General features: G+C 38.0%; 11 protein-coding genes. 4 read left to right on the top strand and 7 right to left on the bottom strand.

Features of this window, described 5'->3' with window-relative positions; translation table 11 throughout:
• The first annotated feature begins 4 nt into the window (after positions 1–4).
• Positions 5–547 (top strand): peptide-methionine (S)-S-oxide reductase MsrA, encoded by a 543-nt coding sequence (msrA, locus tag ACQY77_RS17565; protein ID WP_421940998.1) that lies wholly within the window; start codon positions 5–7, stop codon positions 545–547.
• On the opposite strand, the gene ACQY77_RS17560 is transcribed toward msrA, so the two are convergent.
• From ACQY77_RS17560 to ACQY77_RS17540, 5 genes are all read right to left on the bottom strand, one after another.
• Positions 544–1,632 carry an acyl-CoA dehydrogenase family protein gene (locus ACQY77_RS17560; RefSeq protein WP_421940999.1) on the bottom strand — a complete coding sequence of 363 codons (1,089 nt, stop codon included), beginning with the start codon at positions 1,630–1,632 and terminating at the stop codon, positions 544–546. The two genes, msrA and ACQY77_RS17560, sit on opposite strands and share 4 nt — an antisense overlap.
• On the bottom strand, positions 1,632–2,252 hold the full coding sequence (gene pnuC, locus ACQY77_RS17555; protein ID WP_421941000.1) for a nicotinamide riboside transporter PnuC: 621 nt from the start codon (positions 2,250–2,252) through the stop codon (positions 1,632–1,634). The genes ACQY77_RS17560 and pnuC overlap by 1 nt, the downstream gene beginning before the upstream one ends.
• A gap of 361 nt (positions 2,253–2,613) precedes the next feature.
• Positions 2,614–5,472 (bottom strand): DNA gyrase/topoisomerase IV subunit A, encoded by a 2,859-nt coding sequence (locus ACQY77_RS17550; protein WP_421941001.1) that lies wholly within the window; start codon positions 5,470–5,472, stop codon positions 2,614–2,616.
• Positions 5,473–5,583: 111 nt separating this feature from the next.
• Positions 5,584–7,269, bottom strand: a complete 1,686-nt coding sequence (locus ACQY77_RS17545) for a PNGase F N-terminal domain-containing protein (RefSeq protein WP_421941002.1) — start codon at positions 7,267–7,269, stop codon at positions 5,584–5,586.
• A gap of 36 nt (positions 7,270–7,305) precedes the next feature.
• Positions 7,306–7,794 (bottom strand): cytidine deaminase, encoded by a 489-nt coding sequence (locus tag ACQY77_RS17540; protein WP_421941003.1) that lies wholly within the window; start codon positions 7,792–7,794, stop codon positions 7,306–7,308.
• A gap of 146 nt (positions 7,795–7,940) precedes the next feature.
• Between ACQY77_RS17540 and ACQY77_RS17535 the strand changes: the two genes are divergently transcribed.
• Genes ACQY77_RS17535 through ACQY77_RS17525 form a run of 3 tightly spaced genes read left to right on the top strand, consistent with a single transcriptional unit; the run spans position 7,941 to position 16,252 of the window.
• Positions 7,941–12,929, top strand: a complete 4,989-nt coding sequence (locus ACQY77_RS17535; protein ID WP_421941004.1) for a translocation/assembly module TamB domain-containing protein — start codon at positions 7,941–7,943, stop codon at positions 12,927–12,929.
• Positions 12,913–15,234, top strand: a complete 2,322-nt coding sequence (locus ACQY77_RS17530) for a BamA/TamA family outer membrane protein (RefSeq protein WP_421941005.1) — start codon at positions 12,913–12,915, stop codon at positions 15,232–15,234. The genes ACQY77_RS17535 and ACQY77_RS17530 overlap by 17 nt, the downstream gene beginning before the upstream one ends.
• Positions 15,235–15,238: 4 nt before the next feature.
• Positions 15,239–16,252, top strand: coding sequence for a YihY/virulence factor BrkB family protein (locus ACQY77_RS17525; protein ID WP_421941006.1), 1,014 nt, complete (start codon positions 15,239–15,241; stop codon positions 16,250–16,252).
• A gap of 50 nt (positions 16,253–16,302) precedes the next feature.
• Here ACQY77_RS17525 and ACQY77_RS17520 read toward each other — a convergent pair whose 3' ends face one another.
• Both ACQY77_RS17520 and ACQY77_RS17515 read right to left on the bottom strand, forming a co-directional pair.
• Positions 16,303–18,456, bottom strand: a complete 2,154-nt coding sequence (locus ACQY77_RS17520) for an ATP-binding protein (RefSeq protein ID WP_421941007.1) — start codon at positions 18,454–18,456, stop codon at positions 16,303–16,305.
• A 13-nt stretch (positions 18,457–18,469) separates the two neighbouring features.
• On the bottom strand, positions 18,470–20,338 hold the full coding sequence (locus ACQY77_RS17515; protein ID WP_421941008.1) for a DNA topoisomerase IV subunit B: 1,869 nt from the start codon (positions 20,336–20,338) through the stop codon (positions 18,470–18,472).
• Between the last annotated feature and the right edge of the window lie 90 nt (positions 20,339–20,428).

Below are 20,428 nucleotides of genomic sequence, written 5' to 3'. Positions count from 1 at the left end.
CTATATGCAAAAAGTGACATTGGGCGGAGGGTGTTTTTGGTGCACTGAAGCCGTATTTCAAACCTTAAAAGGTGTTGACAGCGTAATATCTGGTTATATGGGTGGGTCTCTTAAACACCCAACCTACATGGAAATTTGTAATGGTGATACAGGGCATGCCGAAGTAATACAGATTGCATTTGATGAAGAAATTATCTCCTTTAATGAACTGCTTTTGATTTTCTTTAAAACGCATAATCCTACTACCTTAAACAGGCAAGGAAATGATATTGGTACTCAATATCGTTCCGTAATTTTTTATGAAAATGAAACGCAGAAGTTACAGGCACAACAAATGATTGAGCAGTTGAGTGAAGAGCAGGTTTTTGATAAGCCAATTATTACCACAGTGGTTCCAGCTACTGAATTTTATGAAGCAGAAGACTATCATCAAAACTATTACAACGATAATCAGGGCAAACCTTATTGTGCGTTTGTCATTCAGCCCAAACTAAACAAGTTTGCCAGCGAATTTAAAGAGAAAATGAAACCAGAGTACCTTACCTAATCTAAGAAGGTTAGTAATGCATGCTGACTTGCTGTGTGAATATCTCTCCAGACCCTATTGATTTCTGTTTCTTTTTTTGCTGCATCAAGCCCACAATAAGGGAAAAGTGTATCTGATGTTGATCTACATGCATGTGCTAATAACCTGCTCCTTTTGCTAAGTTCTGTTAATTTCAACTCTGAAATTCGTCCTTTGTTAATTAACTGATCCCAGGATTCATCAAAACATTTATAGAATACTGTTCTTAAGTCACTTAAATTTCGTTTACAGGCATCTAGTTCTGCCTCAAAAAACTCAATCTGTGCCGGTGTGTATCTGTTTAATCCGGACCGGGATAAAAAAGAATGTTCTACGAGTTGAACAAAATGATTAGCCATGCCGAGGCTGTTTACCGCCAGGGTGGTTTCTGCCAATTGTAAAAAAGGGTAGTCAAATCCCAAATCCGTAACTTGAATATCATTGTTGATTACAAAAGTTCTGTTTTCCGGCACTGCTAAATCTACGGCCTCAAAAGCATGACTACCTGTAGCTACCAGGCCAAAATAAGACCATCCTGAAATAATTTTTACTTCATCTCTTTTTAAGATAAATGATTTTATTTCAGGATTACCCGATTCATCCAATACATCAGATCCATCGCTATGCTTTAAAATACAGTTGGCGGTAAAAATAGTTGCATGCAATGCACCACTGGCATACTTCCAGAAGCCATTAACAAGATAGCCTGAGGCGGTTTTAACAGCCGTGCCTCCTATCGCACCACTTCCGGCAAAACATACCTTAGGATCAGCGAAAATCTCTTCTGCCAGCGTTACATCCAAAAAGCCTGCAAACCAGGCAGCACCCGCACAGAGTGTTACTGTCCAGCCTAAGCTTCCATCTGTTTGCGCAAGTTCTTCTTCTAATCTTAAAATTTCTGGAAGTTGCTTTCCTGCGCCCCCGTAAACTTCAGGAACAAAAAGTTTAAACCAGTTTTCCTGATAAGCTAAAGCTAAGATTTCCGGATGCAAAGCGCCCATTTCTTCTGAGGAGGCTGCATATTCCTTTACCTTCTCTTTCCAGTTTACTGCAATCACATCTTCCATCAGGCTAATTTTAATTTTTTTCTATCGATAATTTTTTTCCAGTCAAGGAAGCCGAATATGGCAACAACAAATAAGAAAGTAGTTAAGCACGCCATAAGTGGCAATTTCTTATGAAATAACAAAGGAATGGCTACAATATTAGAAATATTGAGAAATATCCAGTTTTCTATTTTACGCTTAGCAAGGAGCCACATTCCTGCCCATGCTGTAGCCGACACGAAAGCATCCATTATTGGCACATCAGACTTAGTAAAATTCGTCAATACAAGGTATAATATCAAAAAACCGAAGGTTGAGATAAGTACAGCTATGGTTAGCTCTTTATGGTTACTCCATTCTACCTGGTTTTCGGCATCCTGAGCGCGTGTTTTCCATATGGCCCAGCCATAGATGCTCATCACCAGATAATAGATATTTAAGAGCGTTTCAGCATATAAATCTACTTTAACCAACAAAAACATCCACAAACAAATAGAAATGATTCCTGTTGGGTATAACCAAACGCTGTTTCTTTTGGCCAGCAAAACTTCTGATACCCCAAATGCAAGTGCAAACCACTCTATTAATGACGTATTTAAAATCTGCTCTTCAAAAAGCTTCAACCAATCTTGAAAATTCATTGCAATACAATAGCCTCCAAAGCTAAAAAATAGTTAAACTGTTGTAAGGGGTTCAAACAGCGAAAGTCTTAATTCCTACGTCGGCATTATCCGAATCAGGTTCATTTAAAGGAATAGGATTTAAAGGTAAAAGGTTAGGATACAAACTCCTTAACCACTCGTCATCCACAGACCAATAAAATGGGTATAATCTCAGCCATTTGTTTCTAAAAGATCTTAAAAACAAAAGCACCCCTTTGAGTAAGGCAAATATAGGTTTTAAATTCAGGAACTTAAAACCATGGCAGGGGCTAGAAACAAAAATCGGCCAGTAGAACACTGGCCGACCTATAAATTAATAAGTATTTTATACAAAAATGGCTTAAAAAAGCCCTAGCTGACCTTTATCATCCATATCGATATCATCAGGATTAGTGATCTCGAAATCAACTTTTTTCGCAGGCTTCTCCTCCACTTTTGTTTCTTCCTTTTTTGGAGTTGCTGAAGCAGGTTTTTCCACTACCTGGGGTTCAGGTTCAGCTGGTTTTTCCTTTTTTACCACAGGTGCTTCTGTGCGTTCAAATTTCGGCTTTTCTTTAACAACAGGTTGATTAACAACTTCTTCATCCTTCCCTGCTTCCGCTTCTGTTTCAACAGCCGCACTTTCAATCGCATCGTTTTCAACCGCTTCTTCCGTTGATTCTCCTTCTTCGTCTGTATCCACAACTTCCTCTTCAAGCTCTTCTTCTGGCTCTTCTAGCACCACTTTTTGTACATCGTGTGGAGATAGCCTGTTACCATTCGCTTTTAAACCTTTAACATCTATCATTTCGGCTAAAACCAAATCCAGTGTTTCGGGAATTTGTGTTTTACCTTTTAATACATCCACAATAATTTTGGATGCAGGATGCGCAGTTAAGAATAGTAACCTAGATTTAGGCTCTTCACTAATAAAGCTTACTTTTTTACCAACAGATTGGGACTCGAAAACGAATCGTTTAACAAAGTAATTCTGTGCCTTTCCATCGTAATGTACCGCAGCAAAAACTTTCTCCGGATCGAATTTTTGAATCAGGATCAAGCCGTCATCGAAGTGGTTACTTAATTCAAAAGAACTCAGTTCATAATATCCATCCTTATGAATTTGCAGAATTTTATCATCACCATCAAATTCACCTAAATATTTACCTCTACCATCTACATTTAGTCGTTTTAACAGATCATCATACCAGATTTTTAATCCAGACAAAGTAGAAACGCCCTTACTTTTAAGAATAATCTTTTTAACAGGATATTTAGAAACAATATTACCCTGTGAACCACGGCCTTTGATAGCAACTTCAGCAAAATCTAAATCAAACTGCAGTTTGCGGAGCTTCGAATGTGGCTTTAAAGCGACATTTACTACTTCTGCCTCTCCATTAGGATTAGCAGTAAAGTAGAGCACTTTAGAGCCTTTTGTACCCTTGGTTAAATCATATTCTTTATCGCGGGTTACCCCAACAACAGCAAAACGTTTGATATAAGAAGTACCGCTAGAGCCATCTTTATAAATCATGTTATAAATGGTCCGTTCGTCTCCTTTTTTGAAAACCTGGGCATGAATAATACCTTTCCCTACAAACGTTTTATCCGCTACTTTGGTGATAATGCACTTTCCATCCTCACGGAAAACAATAATTTCATCAATATCTGAGCAATCTGCTACAAATTCATCTTTACGTAAACCAGATCCGATAAATCCATCCTCACGGTTCATGAAAAGTTTCACATTAGCTAAAGCCACTTTCGCCGCTTCCACACGATCAAACAATCGAATTTCCGTTTTACGTTCTCTGCCTTTACCGTACTTATCTTTTAATTTCTGATACCAGGCAATGGCATAATCGGTAAGGTGTTTTAAATGGTTTTTAACCACTTTAATATCATCCTCGAGGGCTTTCATCTGTTCGTCGGCCTTTTTCACATCAAAGCGCGTGATGCTACTCATTGGCTTATCGATCAACTTCTTGAAATCCTCTGGTGTAATTTCGCGATAAAGAGCGGGTTTGAAAGGTTCAAACAACAGATGTAATACTTCTACAACCGTATCAAAATTACTTGAATTTTCATATTCAGGATTTTTATACATCCCCTCCTGAATAAATATTTTTAACAGCGAGCTGAAGAAAATCTTCTCCTGCAATTCATGCAGTCGAATCTCCAATTCTTTTTTTAGCAGTGCTTTGGTGTGTTTTGTATTTTCAATCAGAATATCATTCACACTCATAAAGTGTGGTTTATCCTCCTTAATAATACAGGTATTTGGAGAAATGGAAACCTCACATGCTGTAAACGCATAAAGTGCATCTATGGTTACATCAGGTGAAATACCAGGTGCAAGGTGCACCACAATTTCTACATTAGCAGCCGTATTATCTTCGATCTTTTTGATCTTGATCTTTCCTTTATCATTTGCAGATAAAATACTGTCGATAACCGAACCTGTAGTGGTACTAAAAGGAACTTCAGTAATCACCAAAGTCTTTTTATCTTTCTCAGTAATCTTTGCCCTTACCCTAATTTTTCCCCCGCGCTGTCCTTCGTTGTAGGCAGAAAAATCGGCCATACCTCCTGTAAAGAAATCGGGAAGAATATTTGGGCGATTACCTTTTAAAGATTCAATAGATGCATCTATCAGCTCAATAAAGTTATGCGGCATTACCTTTGTTGCCAAACCTACTGCAATACCTTCTGCACCTTGTGCGAGTAATAAAGGAAATTTAACAGGTAAAGTAATTGGCTCGTTATTACGTCCGTCATAACTCAGTTGCCAATTGGTAGTATCGGGATTAAAAACTACCTCATTCGCAAATTTAGATAACCGGGCCTCGATATAACGTGGTGCAGCAGCGCTATCGCCTGTAACCGGATCACCCCAGTTACCCTGCATATCAATCAGTAAATCTTTTTGGCCTATCTGCACCATGGCATCACCAATAGAAGCATCCCCATGTGGGTGATATTTCATGGTATTACCGATTACGTTTGCTGCTTTATTGAAACGGCCATCGTCCATTTCTTTAAGCGAGTGCATGATACGGCGTTGCACAGGCTTTAAACCGTCATTAATATGCGGAACTGCACGATCTAGAATTACGTAAGACGCATAATCGAGGAACCAGTTTTCGTATAAACCGTTAATTGGCGTTATGGTATGTTTGTGTTCTTCGTTTATGTTTTGGTCTAGTTCTTCACTCATTAAGAAATCGCATTATTGATGATTGTAAATATAAGATATCATTAAATTCTGTTAAAAATAAGTTTTAAACACCGCGGCATACAAATTACACTGCTCAGCAAGGTGTACAAACTACTCTGTTCCAATCAAAATACCCGAAACGTTCCAGGCGCTGAAACTGTTTCCTTCTCGTTTTCCGAGCGGGATTGTTACTTTAATGGTATGGCTGCCAGCCTTTAAATCTCCTAAAGCGATCAGATTTGGGTTGGTAACTGTACCCGGGCACCAATTCGATCGGCTCAGATCAGAGGAAGATAAACCGCTTTCAAAATTACCGGATGCAGGGTTCGATAATCGATAAGAGCCACAATCCTGCCTCCATGGTGTAAATGCTGAAGCAACTTTCCCATCCAACCAAATGGTATTTTCTTTCGGAACAAATTCGTCTCCCCCTCCCCAGCCACCATGGCCTGTTGTAATATACCGAAGTTTAGCATTCTTTATATCCTTAGGCAGGTTAAATGTAACCTCCAGCCCTTTATCATTACTAAACATGGTACCGTATTCCTGTCCTGCCATTTCCATCACATTCGTAGAATTAAACAAAGGAATAAGGGTTTCCTTTTTTACATCAGATCTTCCATCCTGATGTATCGTGATGTTCAAAGAAACTTTGTGTCCCCCTTTATCATAATTACCAACAAATACGGCAACCCACAATTCCCTGTTATTTAATACGGGATATAAATCTGAAATATCCTGACGATAATAAACTTTATCGGCCCAGGTTTTATCTTTAAGCTTAAGGTCGTTATATTTCCCTACCCCAAATGGTGTGAAGAATCTCATCAACTCGATTACCGGGTTATAATTTTCAGTGGCCACTACGCCCTGATATTGAGTGCCATTGCCATTATCGTACACTGGCAATTGTTTTACTGAACCCTTCAATGCATCCAGCAGACTAATTTTCTTATCTGTTGGGATTACAAATACAGAACCCGTCCGATCATAGGCATCGCCATTAGACTGTTCTGTTAAGTCAACAAATACAGTCGGTTTTACTGTAGCGGCTGGAAATTTTACTTTCCTGGCAATTACAGTTCCACCGGCAAACCTAAAAATACTATCGTTTGATTGTGGTTTATCAACAAAATTAATTGTTTCATTATTGAAGATGTTTAATGTAGTGAACCTGCTTTTCCAAAGTAAATCCTTGTAATTTAAAGGATCAGTTGATACTTTTTTCAATGAAGCCACATCAACTGGTTGGTAGTTTTTAATTGGTTCTATCCCGGTGGCTGTTAGCATAATATTGCCATTGCGTACCTGCTCTAAAACCAGACCCAAATTTTGGCCCAGTACAGTAGGGGCTGCCTTGATAGCAGCCTTTTCTGTAAACCACAATTCAATTTTATTGGAATTAACAACAGTAATCGCTTTCTTGCAGGTATATCCCAAAATCACTTTGCTTTCTGCTGTGATTTCGAAATTTTGTTTAGCTATAGCAGAGGGATCTTCTGTAGCAATTTTATTTATTCCGCTTAAATCTGCTACCTGAAACAAATTATTTTCCGGTTTAACAATTACGCTTTGTTCAAAAGGGAATCTGGCTTTTCCGGCTAAAATACTTGCAGTACTGATTAGATTTTGTTCAGCATGGGCAATTACAACCACAGCATTCTGATCTCCGCCAGGCCTTCCAGCTAAAGGCCGTGAATAAACAATCTTGTAGGTGTTTTTGCTGTTTAATGCGGCTTGTGCCCGAAGAATAGAAGGAAAAGAAATTAAAAGGAATAGAATGTAATAAGGTTTCATATAGACTAAAAAGTCAAATATAAACATTACTTCAGTTTATCCTTCTAATCTCTCCTCCACAAAAGCGAAGGGCAACAAGCTCTTTACACTGGGTACTTTTAAAATTTCTCCGTTAAGGCAATAAAAAATTACTTCGATGGGTAATTTCTGCCTCCGTTCAAACTCAACCATCACTTGCAAACAGCCTCCACATGAGGTTACGGGTTGCAAAATCTCAAATGCATCTGTTTGAGCGGTAATCGCCATACTCTGAATTACTGCATTAGGATAATTAGACCCGATAGAGAAAAGTGCCACCCTTTCTGCACAAAGACCAGAAGGATAGGCAACATTTTCCTGATTACTTCCCAACACAATTTCACCGGTAGATAACCTAATTGCCGTACCTACCCTGAATTTAGAGTATGGAGAATAAGAACCAGCCAACGCCTGCTCGGCCAAACCACAAAGTGTCTTATCCAATTCGTTCAAATCGCTCAATTGGTCATACTGTTCAAAAGATATGTTTAAATTTATTGACTTCATTTTTAGTAAATTAAAGCCGTGCAATGTTAAATTTATACGGCGGGCGAACAATTTAAGCTATTTTTTGTATTATTTAATGAATTCATCCATTATTTAATTTGGATGGCATACTTTTAGCACTTAGTAAATACCAAACACCCTCGGCTTTGAATAAATACGTACGTAAAAGTTTAAAAATTTTACTTTGGGTTGTCGCCAGTATCATCATACTCGTGGTAGCACTTGCCCTATCATTAAATATCCCTGCGGTCCAGAATTTTGTTAAAGGTAAAGCGATCAACTACCTTAAAAAGAAAACTAAAACGGAGATTAGCCTGGAGAGCATAAAAATTGCACTTCCAAAGGATGTGGTATTGAATAAGTTTTACATTGAAGACAGGAAAGGCGACACCCTGCTCTACGCACAGAAACTGGCTGTTGACATTAGTCTTTTTAAACTATTGAACAACACTGTAGAAGTAAATAATATTGAACTAAAGACTGTACGTGCAAATGTAAAACGTACTAACCCGGATACTACTTTTAATTTTTCCTTTTTGGTAGATGCTTTTATGACTGAGCAAAAAAAGCCAGAGGAAAAGGTAGACAAAGATACCACTTCAACACTTAAATTTTCGGTAGATAAAGTTTCCTTTGAGGATATTGGCCTTACTTATGTAGACGATGTAGCAGGGAACAATGTGAAACTTTATCTGGGTGCATTTAAAACCAGGATAAAAGATTTTGATTTAGCCAATCAGCACTATGTCATCCAGGAGCTGGCCCTTAACAATACTTCCCTCAAATATATTCAACAAAAACCGCTTACACAGCTGGTGCAGCATATAACCAATAGTGTAGACAGCGCCCACATTGAACAGGGTAAATTGCCTTTGATTGAGGTGCAACAATTTATTTTTAAACAGGTAAAAGTTAATTATGACGACCAAATCAGTACAACAAAAGCCATTGCAGATGTTAATGACCTGGGTCTGGTTAATTTAAAGGTTGATTTAACTAAAAGCAAATATGAGGTGGAAGATGCACATCTGAATAAATCCAATGTACTTTTTGCTTTTAAACCAGCGCCAAGTAACGATCTCAAGAAAGTAAAGGATACCGTTGTAGCAGAAACTTCCCCACTGGCATTGTTTATCAAAAACATAAGCCTGGCAGACAATACTGTTCAGTTTGACAATTTAGGTGCTAAACCCCTTGCCAAGGGAATGGATTTTAACCACTTAAAAATTGATGGATTAAATTTAGGAGCAAATAATGTTAGTTATAGCGCAGCAGGCATCAAAGCCAACGTAAAAAATGGCTCACTCAAAGAAAAAAGTGGATTTGTTTTAAACGAGCTTAAAGGTGATGCGGTATACAATGATAAAATGATCAAACTGGCGAACTTTATACTCAAAACACCCAACACTACGATCGAAAATGCTACAGAGCTGAATTTCACTTCAATGGAAGATTTAACCAAGCATCCAGAAAGAGTTAAATTGAGTTTGAATTTTAAAAATACAACCATAGGATTAAAAGATGCAGCATTTTTTAGTGATGCGGTGCCAGCGAATTACCGCAATGAAAAAATCAAATTAAATGCAGACGTTAATGGCTATTTAAATAATTTAAACATCCCACGCCTGCAAATCAGCGGCTTGAAAAATACTCAGATTGATATTAGTGGAAAAGCTAAAGGTTTGCCAGATATTAACAAAACCTTCCTTGATTTAAATATTAAGAAATTATACCTCACTAAAAGTGATATCCTTGTAGCTGTTCCTAAAAAATCTCTTCCTCCTTCTATAGAATTACCCAATGTGATTAATGCCAAAGGGAATTTTAAAGGCTCAATGACAGATTTTAACACCAATATGAATATCCAAACCGATATGGGTGCTGCTGTTCTGAGCGCAGCAATGAAGGGGCCAAAAGGTAGAGAAAACTATAAGGCAAATGTAAGTCTGAATAACTTCAATGTAGGCAGACTCTTAAAAATGCAACCTAAACTCGGACGCGTTTCTGTAAAAGCAGATGTTGTTGGGACAGGCTTAGATCCTAAAAAAATTAATGCTAAGTTTAATGCCAAAGTGCTAAGTGCCTATTACAATAAATATACTTACCGAAACCTTAGCTTGGCCGGAAACTATAGTAATCAGAAGGTTAATATTAAAAGTAGCATGCCCGATAGCAATGCTAACTTCAATTTAGTGGCCAACGTTAATTTAGCGGGCAAATACCCTGCAGTAAAGGCTGATTTAAACCTAAAACAAGTTAACCTTCAGGCTTTAAATTTTAGTCCGACCGTTTTAAGCGCGGCTGGCGTTGTAAAAGTTGATTTACAAACTGCAGATGTTGATTATCTAAATGGATCAGTGGATGTGACGGGTTTGCAACTGGTAAAAGATCAGCAGAGAATTAACGTAGATACCATCTTTGTTAGGGCCAAATCTAGTGCTACAGCGAACGAGCTTACACTTAAATCGGAGATTCTATCTGCCCAGGTGGATGGTAAATATCAGCTGAGTCAGGTGGGTAATGCCATTATCAATGAGATTAATAAATATTATGCTTTTGGTAAAGTGACCAAAATCCCCGACCAACGCTTAAGGTTTGCTGTTCAGATTTACGATTCTAAATTACTGAAACAATTTGTACCGGAATTAACCGTGTTTAAACCTTCGCAGTTTTATGGTTTAATTGATACCCAAAAGGATAGTTTACAGATCCAGGGGAACTTTCCTCAAATCGTTTATGGAGATTATAAGGTAGACAGCACCCGTTTGAATATCAACAATGATAACCATAAAATTGATTATGGATTAACGGTAAAAAGTATGCAGAGCCCATCAATTGCATTATTTAATACCGAAATTAGTGGTGAAGCAGCCAACAACAACCTGGGTGTAAACATATTTTTGCGAGATAGACAACTGAAAAACAAATATGTTATCGGTGGTACATTCCAGTCGATACAAAAAGATTATAAATTCAGCCTCGATCCACAAAAATTGTTGCTTGACTATGAGAAATGGTCAGTTTCACCAGAAAACTACATTCAATTTGGTACATCAGGCATATTGGTTAATCAATTTCAGATCAGCAACAGTGGTCAGTCGTTAAGCATTAACAGTACACCCACAAGTCCGAATGCCCCTTTGGCAGTGGAGTTTAAAGATTTCCAATTGGAAACCTTAACTAAATTTGCCGAAACCGATACTACATTGGTAGGAGGAAGATTAAACGGTACAGCGAATGTTAAGGATCTGGCAACAACCCCAAAATTTGAAGCCAATCTCACCGTTGACCAATTACGTTACCTGAAAGATGAGTTGGGCACCTTACGGATTGCTGTAAATAACAACACAGAAAATGCTTTTGAGGTTAATGTAGCACTAACAGGTGTGCATGAGCTGCGGGCGAATGGCTTTTATTATACAGCACCCCAAAGTGCATTGGATCTAACGGTTAACATTGATAAAATAGAGCTTAAAAACGTAGAAAGTTTATCAGCTGGGCAGCTTAAAAACGGAACAGGTTATGTGAGTGGTGCCTTTACAGTTAAGGGAGACCTTACCGCTCCAAAAGTATTGGGAGATTTAACGTTTAACAACGCCGGGATTAATGTAGCCTACGTAAACTCATACTTCCGAATGCCTAATGAGAAGATATCCTTTAATAACGAAGGAATAGTTTTTAATAACTTCACATTGATTGATTCCTTAAATCAGAAGGCAACCATTAATGGAAAAATAGCGACTACTGATTTTAAGAACTACAAGTTTGGATTGGATGTTAGGATGAACAACTTTCGTTTAATCAACTCTACAGCCGCAAATAATGAAATGATTTATGGGACTGTATTCGTAACGAGTGACATCAAAGTACGTGGCGATCTTAACCAGCCTGATGTTAGAATGAATGTAAAAGTAAACAAAGGAACTAAGTTTTTCTTTGCCTTACCAGCTAATGATCCTGCCATTATTGATCAGGAAGGAATTGTTCAGTTTATTGATGAGGATGCCCCACCATTTAACGGACAAAAAGCATTAAAAGTTGACAGCATAAGTAAATCGCCAATAAAAGGCTTTAACCTGGTTGCCGACATCAATGTTGACCCTGAGGCTGAACTAAGTGTAGTTGTAGATCCATCCAATGGAGATAATTTAAAAGTTAAGGGCGATGCCAACTTGAACTTTACAATGGATCCGAGCGGTAAAATGAGCATGACTGGTCGATATGAAGTAGTTGACGGTTCTTATAACCTAACCGTTGCGGTGGTGAAAAGAGAATTTAAAATTGTAAAGGGAAGTACCATTATCTGGACCGGCGAACCTACAGCTGCCAACGTAAATTTAACTGCACTTTATGAAGTAAATGCAGCTCCGATTGATTTGTTGAATGATCCGGATTACGCTCAGGCGAAAACAAAACTTCCATTTCAGGTTTACCTGATGATGAAAGGTGAGCTACTGAAACCTATCATTTCTTTCAAAATAGATTTGCCAGAGAACGAACGAGGTGCGCTAGACGGACAGGTTTACACCAAATTGATTAACGTTAACAGAAACGAAAGTGAATTGAATAAGCAAGTATTTGCTTTGCTGGCATTTGAAAGATTTATTGCCAATAATCCATTTCAGAGTTTAGCCGGTGGTGGCGGAGGTTTGTCCACACTCGCCCGTTCGAGTGTAAGTAAGTTATTAGAAGAGCAACTGAATAATCTGGCATCAGATTTAATTCAGGGTGTAGAATTGAACTTTGGCGTGAACTCATCTGAAGATTACTCAACAGGGTCATTGCAGCAAAAAACAGATCTGGAGGTAGGTTTATCTAAAAAATTGTTGAACGACAGGTTAACGGTAACTGTAGGTAGCTCATTTGGACTGGAAGGCCCGCAAGCGCCTGGTCAAAATGCAACCAATATTGCAGGAAATGTAAACGTAGAATACGCATTATCGGCCGATGGCAGATATCGCCTCAGGGCTTACAGACGTAATCAGAATGAAAGTGTAATTGAAGGACAGATTATAGAAACCGGACTGGGCTTTACTTTAGTAGTAGACTATAACAAGTTCAGAGAGATTTTCCAAAAGAGAAGAGTAAGATTAAGAAACATGGAGCAAAAACAACCTAATGAAAAAACTAATTAGACCATCTTTATTTGTTCTGGCCTGCTTAGTTTGGGCTGGATGTAGTTCTACGAAATCACTTAAACCCGGGCAATACCTATATACGGGTGCTGACGTTAATATTAATCCCGACTCATCGGCCAGAATCGATAATCAGAAGCAGGTAAAAGAAGACCTGGAAAGTAAAACCAGGCCCCGTCCTAATAAATCTATTTTAGGGATTAAATACAAACTGGCCATTTACAATCTGGCCGGAGAGCCCAAAAAACCGAAAGGTTTTAAGAATTGGCTCCGTAAAAAAGGTGAACCACCAGTATTATTAAGTGAGGTTAAACTCAAATATAATAATGATGTATTAACCAGCTACCTCATTAGTCAAGGCTACCTGCAAGCCAATGTAACCGGAGATACCGTGATTGATGCCAAGGCAAAAAAGGGCAAAGCGATTTATACAGCCAACACCGGAAATAGATATAAAATCAATAAAATCACCTTTCCACCCGATACTGGTGTGTTAACTAAAATTATTAACCAACACAAGGAAGAGAGTTTACTAAAGGTTGGTAACTTTTATGATTTGGATGTTTATAAAAATGAACGCATCCGGATAGATAATGATTTAAAGGAAGCAGGTTATTTCTATTTTAGTCCTGAGTACCTGATTTTGCAGGTAGATAGTACAATTGGCAAAAACCTGGTTAACATCAGGGTAAAGGTTAAAGACATTGCGCCTGACGCGGGTTTAAAGCCTTATACCATTAAGAACATTAACATATACCCCAATTATACTTTGAGGAGAGACAGTGTTTTACGCAGATTAAAACCTTTGCAATATAACGACTTTAATATTTACGATAACCGGAATACATTTAAGCCAAGACTTTTCGACAGGTTGGTTTTCTTCCAAAAGGGTGAATATTACAACCGTAAGGATCACAATCAATCACTTAACAGAATGGTAAACATTGGGGCTTTTCAGGATGTTAGGGCTGAATTTTTACCAATTGATAGTTTTAAAAACAATCAGTTGGACCTGAATATATACCTTACCCCCCTGAAGAAAAATTCACTTAGTTTTTCTGTGATCGGAACCAGTAAATCAAACAACTTTGTAGGATCAGAAGTTAAGGTTACCCAGACTACCCGCAATTTATTCAGAGGTGCAGAACAACTGGATGTAAGTGTGAGCGGTGGTTTTGAGACGCAGGTTAAAGGAACATCGCAGGGAAAAAATTCTTTATCGCTTACCGCGGAAGGTAAATTGACTTTCCCACGCTTTATTGTACCTTTTTATAAGCCTAACAGCACCAATGCTTTCATCCCTAAAACTATAGCTTCATTATCCTATCAGTTTATCAACAGAGGATCTGAATATAGTTTGAGCTCGTTCAAAGGCGAGTTTGGTTATAACTTTAAAGAAAACCAGTATAAAGAGCATACATTTAATCCGATCTCCGTAAATTTTGTAAAACCGGGTTTTCCAAATGACACTGTTGAACAACGACTCTATAGGGAGAATCCCTTATTAAGAACTACACTAGAACGGCAATTCATTATAGGAAGCAACTACAACTTTACTTATACTAACCAGATGGAAGACTCAAGAAGGAATAACATGTATTTCTTTGGAGGTTTGGAAACTGGCGGTAATGTATGGGGATTATTCGTACCGAAAGATGAAAAGGGCCAGAAATCTATTTTCAATGTCCCATTAACGCAATTTGTTCGTGTAGAGGCCGATTTTAGAGATTATTATAAAATTAACAGAAACCTGATATGGGCGAACCGGTTGAATTTAGGCTATGGCTATGCTTACGGAAACAGTACATCACTACCCTTTGTGAGACAGTTTTTTGCAGGCGGAAGTAACGACATCCGTGCTTTTCCGGCCAGAACATTGGGACCCGGCACCTATAAAGTTCCAGATGATGCACTTTTCGCAGATCAGGGAGGAGATATCAAGTTGATGCTGAATACTGAACTTAGATTTAAATTGGTAAGTATTTTATATGGTGCAGTATTTGCTGATGCGGGTAATATATGGCTGCGCAAGGAAGATTTAGGGAACCCTGATCAGCCAGGTTCTGCAAGACCAGGGTCTGAATTTAAATTAAAAAATGCTTTTAAAGAGATGGCTGTTGGTACCGGGGCCGGATTACGAGTTGATGCAACTATATTTGTTATTCGATTAGATGTGGCCTTCCCAATTCGTAAACCATATTTACCTTCCGGTCAGCGTTGGGTATTAGATGATATTGCTTTCGGTAATAAAGACTGGAGAAAGCAAAATTTAATTTATAATATTGGTATCGGATATCCTTTTTAGATTTATGAGGTTAGTTAGAAGAGTAAGGCATTTTTTCATAGCAATTTACCACCTGTTTATTGCTGCAGGAAAAGGGTTTATAGAAGATAGGGTTACTAAACTAAGTGCTTCATTGGCTTATTATACCATTTTCTCGCTTACGCCTTTAATTATCATTGTACTCTCCTCCGCCACTTTATTTTTTGGCGACAAAATGAAAACCCGCGATAAATTCTTTGTCGAGGTAACAGAGCTGGTTGGAGATAAAGCCGCTCTTCAGATTAAAGGCTTTGTAGAAAATGCCAATAAAACCGGCCAGTCTACTTTGGGATTGATCATCGGTATCGCAACGCTCGTTGTAGGTGCTACAGCAATCTTTATCGAAATTCAGGATAGTATCAACCTTATTTGGAAAGTAAAGGCTGTCCCCAAAAAGGGTTGGCTGAAAATGATTACCAATAGGCTCTTATCTTTTTCGCTTGTAGTTTCTATGGGATTCCTATTGCTGGTTTCATTGGTCATCAATAGTGTGGTGGTTGGCTTAGGAGAGAAACTTGTATCACTTCTGTCAGAAAGTAAAATAGACGATGTAATTCCGGTTGCCAATGATACCATGGCACTGTTAATTTATATCCTGAATAATGTGATCACTATCGCTGCGGTAACAGCCGTATTTACGATCATATTTAAAGTGCTCCCCGATGTAAACATCAAATGGAAATCGGCCATTATTGGAGCTTTGTTTACGGCTCTGTTGTTTGGTTTAGGCAAGTATATTATCGGAATTTATATTGAAAAGGGGAATCCAGGCTCGGCTTTTGGTGCAGCCAGCTCTATCATCGTGATTTTATTGTGGATATATTATACATCAATTATTCTTTATTTTGGGGCAGAATTTACCCAAGCTTATTCTGAAAAGTACGATGGCGGTATAAGTCCAAGTAAATATGCTGTACATACTAAAATCACAATTGTAGAGAAGAAGGTAGATGTACTACCACCACAACATCCGGAAGATACGATTAATGTGCGTGATTAGGAGATAGCAATAACAGGCTTTATCACGCTATCCTAACCAATTTTAGCTCACTAAACAAACATAATAATCTTATCTAAGAGTTCTTGCTCCAGAAAGGGTTTGGTAACCAATTCATTCATTCCTGATTGGATGTAAACAATCCGGTCTTCATGCATTACGTTGGCTGTAATTCCGAGTATAGGTAAGGCTTTTTTATTGTAATCCTCATGAGCCCTGATTTTCTTAGCAAGTTCTACCCCTCCCATTTCGGGCATCTGAACATCCGATAAAATAAGGTCGTAAGCATTATCATTAAATAATTTCCAGGCTTCTTTACCGTTAATCGCCACATCCAGAACAACCTTGTGTTTTTCCAGAATGGTTCTGGTGAGCAGCACATTTAGCGCATTATCTTCTGCCAGCAATATTCGTTTCCCTGCAAGGGTATGGTTCTTATTCGGTTCAATGATAGAAGTGCTTTCCTTTCCTGCTTTAGCCAATTCAAAAGGTAGCTCAAAAGAAAATACCGAACCTTTATTTTCCTCACTGTGTACCGTTATGGTTCCTCCATGAAGATCTACTATTCGTTTACAAATGGCTAGCCCTAAGCCTGTACCCTGATAAATTTCTGTAGTAGAGGCGTAATATACCTGAGCAAACTCATCGAAAATAACCTCTTGGTTTTCTTTACTGATTCCAAGGCCGGTATCCATTACACTAACTTTCAGTTTAAATTGTTTCGAGAGCTCTTGTTCCAGACTTCCTTTTAAAATCACTTCACCTTTTTGGGTAAATTTGATTGCATTTCCTAATAAATTCATCACAATCTGCTTCAATCGCAAATGATCTCCAATCACAAAAATGGCTTTATCTGAATTCCACTGCATTTCAAATCCAATTCGCTTGATTTCTGTTTGAATTTTCATACTATCGAACACCTCTGTTATAGCCAGATAGGGAGAAAAAGACTTCCTTTCTAACTTCACCTTCCCTATTTCATATTTCGAAAAATCGAGTATATCATTTACCACGTCTAAAAGCATAACAGAAGAATTCCGGATTGCAGCGAGTTGTTCCTTCTGTCTTCCGGCCAGGTCTAATTGATTTAATTGTTCAGAGAAACCAATAATCGAATTTAAAGGGGTTCTGATCTCGTGGCTCATATTGGCCAGAAACTTCCCTTTTGAATTCGCATTTAAGGAAACCTTATGACTGTAATTGATTAACTGTTTCTCATTCTGATAGAGTTTGTATATCGCATAAAAAATGAAAACTATGAGTAAGATGAGTAGTGCCAGTAAGAAAATGCTAAAATTATCGATATTTTTAAGGGTTTCTAAAATAGAGGCATTGGCAATTTCCTGAAGCGTGGAATAATATATTGTTTCTTTATTTTTATATTCCTTCAATCCCTCCACAATGCTATTGATGAGCAAATGATTCACATCAAGCAAAGCAATCTCTTTGTCTTTTACCTTTGTATTGATCTGATATAAATTAGCGTAATAATCATTAATGGTTTTAAGCTGTAGTTTATTGTAAGCAACATTAATCGAGGAAGTATCAGCAGAAATGGTTGTTTTCACCGTTGTTGATTGTGCCGTATCTGTCTTTTTTTCCTTCTTATTTGATATTGCTGCAAATATTCTACCTAAAAGCTTCTTTTTAACTTCAGGAACTACTTTAGGTTTAAGGGTATCGATATGAATAATGTTTTTAAACTGCCTTGCGGTGAACAGATGGCTCTTTGGTGCTTTATGCTCCACTGCCTCGTCTACATGGTAGGAAAAATTGATTAAGCTATCAGAAAGCCTTTTAAGGCGAATGAACTGAGCGGTTCTTGTTTTTTTTTGAAGCAAAAGTTCTTCAAAACTATCTGCTGAAATTGGCCTTTCGTGGCTGTTTTGCTGTTCGAGGGTGTCCATGATCAGGGAAACTGCCCTGATCTCACTTTCAAATTCATTGTAGTAACTTTTTTTTCCGGTGGCCACATACATCCGGCAACTGTTCTCTGCATTATAGAGCTTAAAAATACAACTATCCAGTTTGGAGAAGTCTTTTTTGACCTGAACAATCTTATCAACCGATTTCAATAAGGGTAACTTAGAGAAGTTGATGAAAGAACTAATTGTTAATCCAAAAATCAATAAGATTAAAGTGATTACAATTACATATTTGACTGCGGTGTTTTTTTTAGTTTTCAATGGCGTTGATTTCTGTGACAATCAACGCCGAATTTTAAGCAACTTCGTCTATTGGTTTTGGCTCTTCTTTTACTTCATCCTTTTCAATACGCAGGTTTCTGATGATATGCTGCTGCCTGTCAGGAGTATTCTTACCCATATAATATTCAAGCAAACTCTTAATGGTTTGATCTTTAAGGATAACAGGGTCGAGCCTGATGTCTTTACCGATAAACAAACCAAATTCATCAGGAGAAATCTCTCCTAACCCTTTAAAGCGAGTAATTTCGGGCTTACCCCCTAACTTTTCTATTGCATTTCGGCGTTCTTCATCACTATAACAGTATATTGTTTCCTTTTTATTTCTAACCCTAAACAGGGGTGTTTGTAAAATATATACGTGACCGGCTTTTACCAGATCTGGAAAAAACTGTAGAAAGAAGGTCATCATTAATAAACGAATATGCATCCCATCCACATCTGCATCTGTTGCAATTACAATATTGTTATAATGTAAACCATCCAGCCCATCCTCAATATTTAGCGCGTGCTGTAATAAATTAAATTCCTCATTCTCATAAACCACCTTTTTTGTTAGCTCATAGCAGTTAAGTGGTTTACCTTTCAAACTAAATACTGCCTGTGTATCTACATCACGTGATTTAGTAATAGAGCCAGATGCTGAATCCCCCTCTGTAATAAAAAGAGTGGTTTCATATCTTTTTTCATGTGTGGTATTAAAATGCACTTTGCAGTCGCGAAGCTTCTTGTTATGGAGCGAAGCTTTTTTAGCCCTGTCGTTTGCGAGTTTCTTAATACCTGCAATATCCTTACGTTCCCTTTCCGATTGCAAAATTCTTTTCAGTAAAGCATCAGCCACATCAGGATGTTTGTGTAAATAATCATCCAGTTCTTTCTTTACAAAATCATTAACAAAGGTTCTTACCGACGGGCCATCCGGACCAATATTCAATGAGCCCAGTTTAGTTTTAGTTTGTGATTCGAAAACAGGTTCCTGAACCCTTACTGAAACTGCAGCAATGATGGAGGAACGAATGTCCGAAGCGTCATACTCTTTCTTAAAAAACTCTCTTACTGTTTTAACCACCGCCTCGCGAAATGCCGCCTGATGTGTTCCGCCCTGTGTGGTATGCTGCCCGTTTACAAAAGAATGGTAATCTTCACCATACTGCTGGCCATGGGTCATTGCAATTTCAATATCATTTCCTTTCAGGTGAATAATCGGATAACGTATTTCTTCAGGCTTGTTAAATTTTGAAAGCAAATCGTAAAGGCCACGTTCAGAAAAATATTTCTGGTTATTAAAGTTGATGGTAAGGCCAGTATTTAAGAATACATAGTTCCATACCATACTTTCTACAAAATCAGGAATATAATGGTAGTTACGGAAAATGCTCTCATCCGGATAAAATGTAATGGCAGTACCATTGCGTTGAGTGGTATCAATAACAGGTTGCTCATTAACAATTTCTCCTTTTGCAAATTCTACCTTCTTCGTTTTCCCATCTCTATAAGACTGAACCATAAAACTTGTAGACAAGGCATTAACCGCCTTAGTACCCACACCGTTTAATCCTACAGATTTCTGAAAAGCATTACTATCATACTTACCGCCAGTATTTATCTTACTTACACAATCGATAACCTTACCTAAAGGAATGCCACGGCCATAATCGCGAACATTCACCTTTTGTTCAGATAAAGTGATCTCGATCGTTTTACCGGTACCCATTACAAACTCATCAATAGAGTTATCTACAATTTCCTTTAACAAAACATAGATACCATCATCCTGTGCAGAGCCATCGCCAAGCTTACCGATGTACATACCGGGGCGTAGCCTGATATGTTCTTTCCAGTCTAATGATCGAATACTGTCGTCGTTATAAATTACTTCTGCCATAAATATTTTTTAGTTTGTCAGTTTGAAAAGCCTTATGCTGAAACATAAAGCGGCATGACCGTTGGGATGTCGGTAGCAATCCTTAATTCA

Origin of the sequence: Pedobacter sp., from assembly GCF_965279535.1 — a bacterium.
Lineage (GTDB): Bacteria > Bacteroidota > Bacteroidia > Sphingobacteriales > Sphingobacteriaceae > Pedobacter.
Note: the sequence above shows the minus strand (reverse complement) of the source record. Positions and strands in the feature narration are given on the sequence as shown.

Coding starts and splice junctions, on each gene's coding strand:
- msrA (WP_421940998.1), top strand. CDS start 5: ATGCAAAAAGTGACATTGGGCGGAGGGTGTTTTTGGTGCACTGAAGCC.
- ACQY77_RS17560 (WP_421940999.1), bottom strand. CDS start 1,632: ATGGAAGATGTGATTGCAGTAAACTGGAAAGAGAAGGTAAAGGAATAT.
- pnuC (WP_421941000.1), bottom strand. CDS start 2,252: ATGAATTTTCAAGATTGGTTGAAGCTTTTTGAAGAGCAGATTTTAAAT.
- ACQY77_RS17550 (WP_421941001.1), bottom strand. CDS start 5,472: ATGAGTGAAGAACTAGACCAAAACATAAACGAAGAACACAAACATACC.
- ACQY77_RS17545 (WP_421941002.1), bottom strand. CDS start 7,269: ATGAAACCTTATTACATTCTATTCCTTTTAATTTCTTTTCCTTCTATT.
- ACQY77_RS17540 (WP_421941003.1), bottom strand. CDS start 7,794: ATGAAGTCAATAAATTTAAACATATCTTTTGAACAGTATGACCAATTG.
- ACQY77_RS17530 (WP_421941005.1), top strand. CDS start 12,913: ATGAAAAAACTAATTAGACCATCTTTATTTGTTCTGGCCTGCTTAGTT.
- ACQY77_RS17525 (WP_421941006.1), top strand. CDS start 15,239: ATGAGGTTAGTTAGAAGAGTAAGGCATTTTTTCATAGCAATTTACCAC.
- ACQY77_RS17515 (WP_421941008.1), bottom strand. CDS start 20,338: ATGGCAGAAGTAATTTATAACGACGACAGTATTCGATCATTAGACTGG.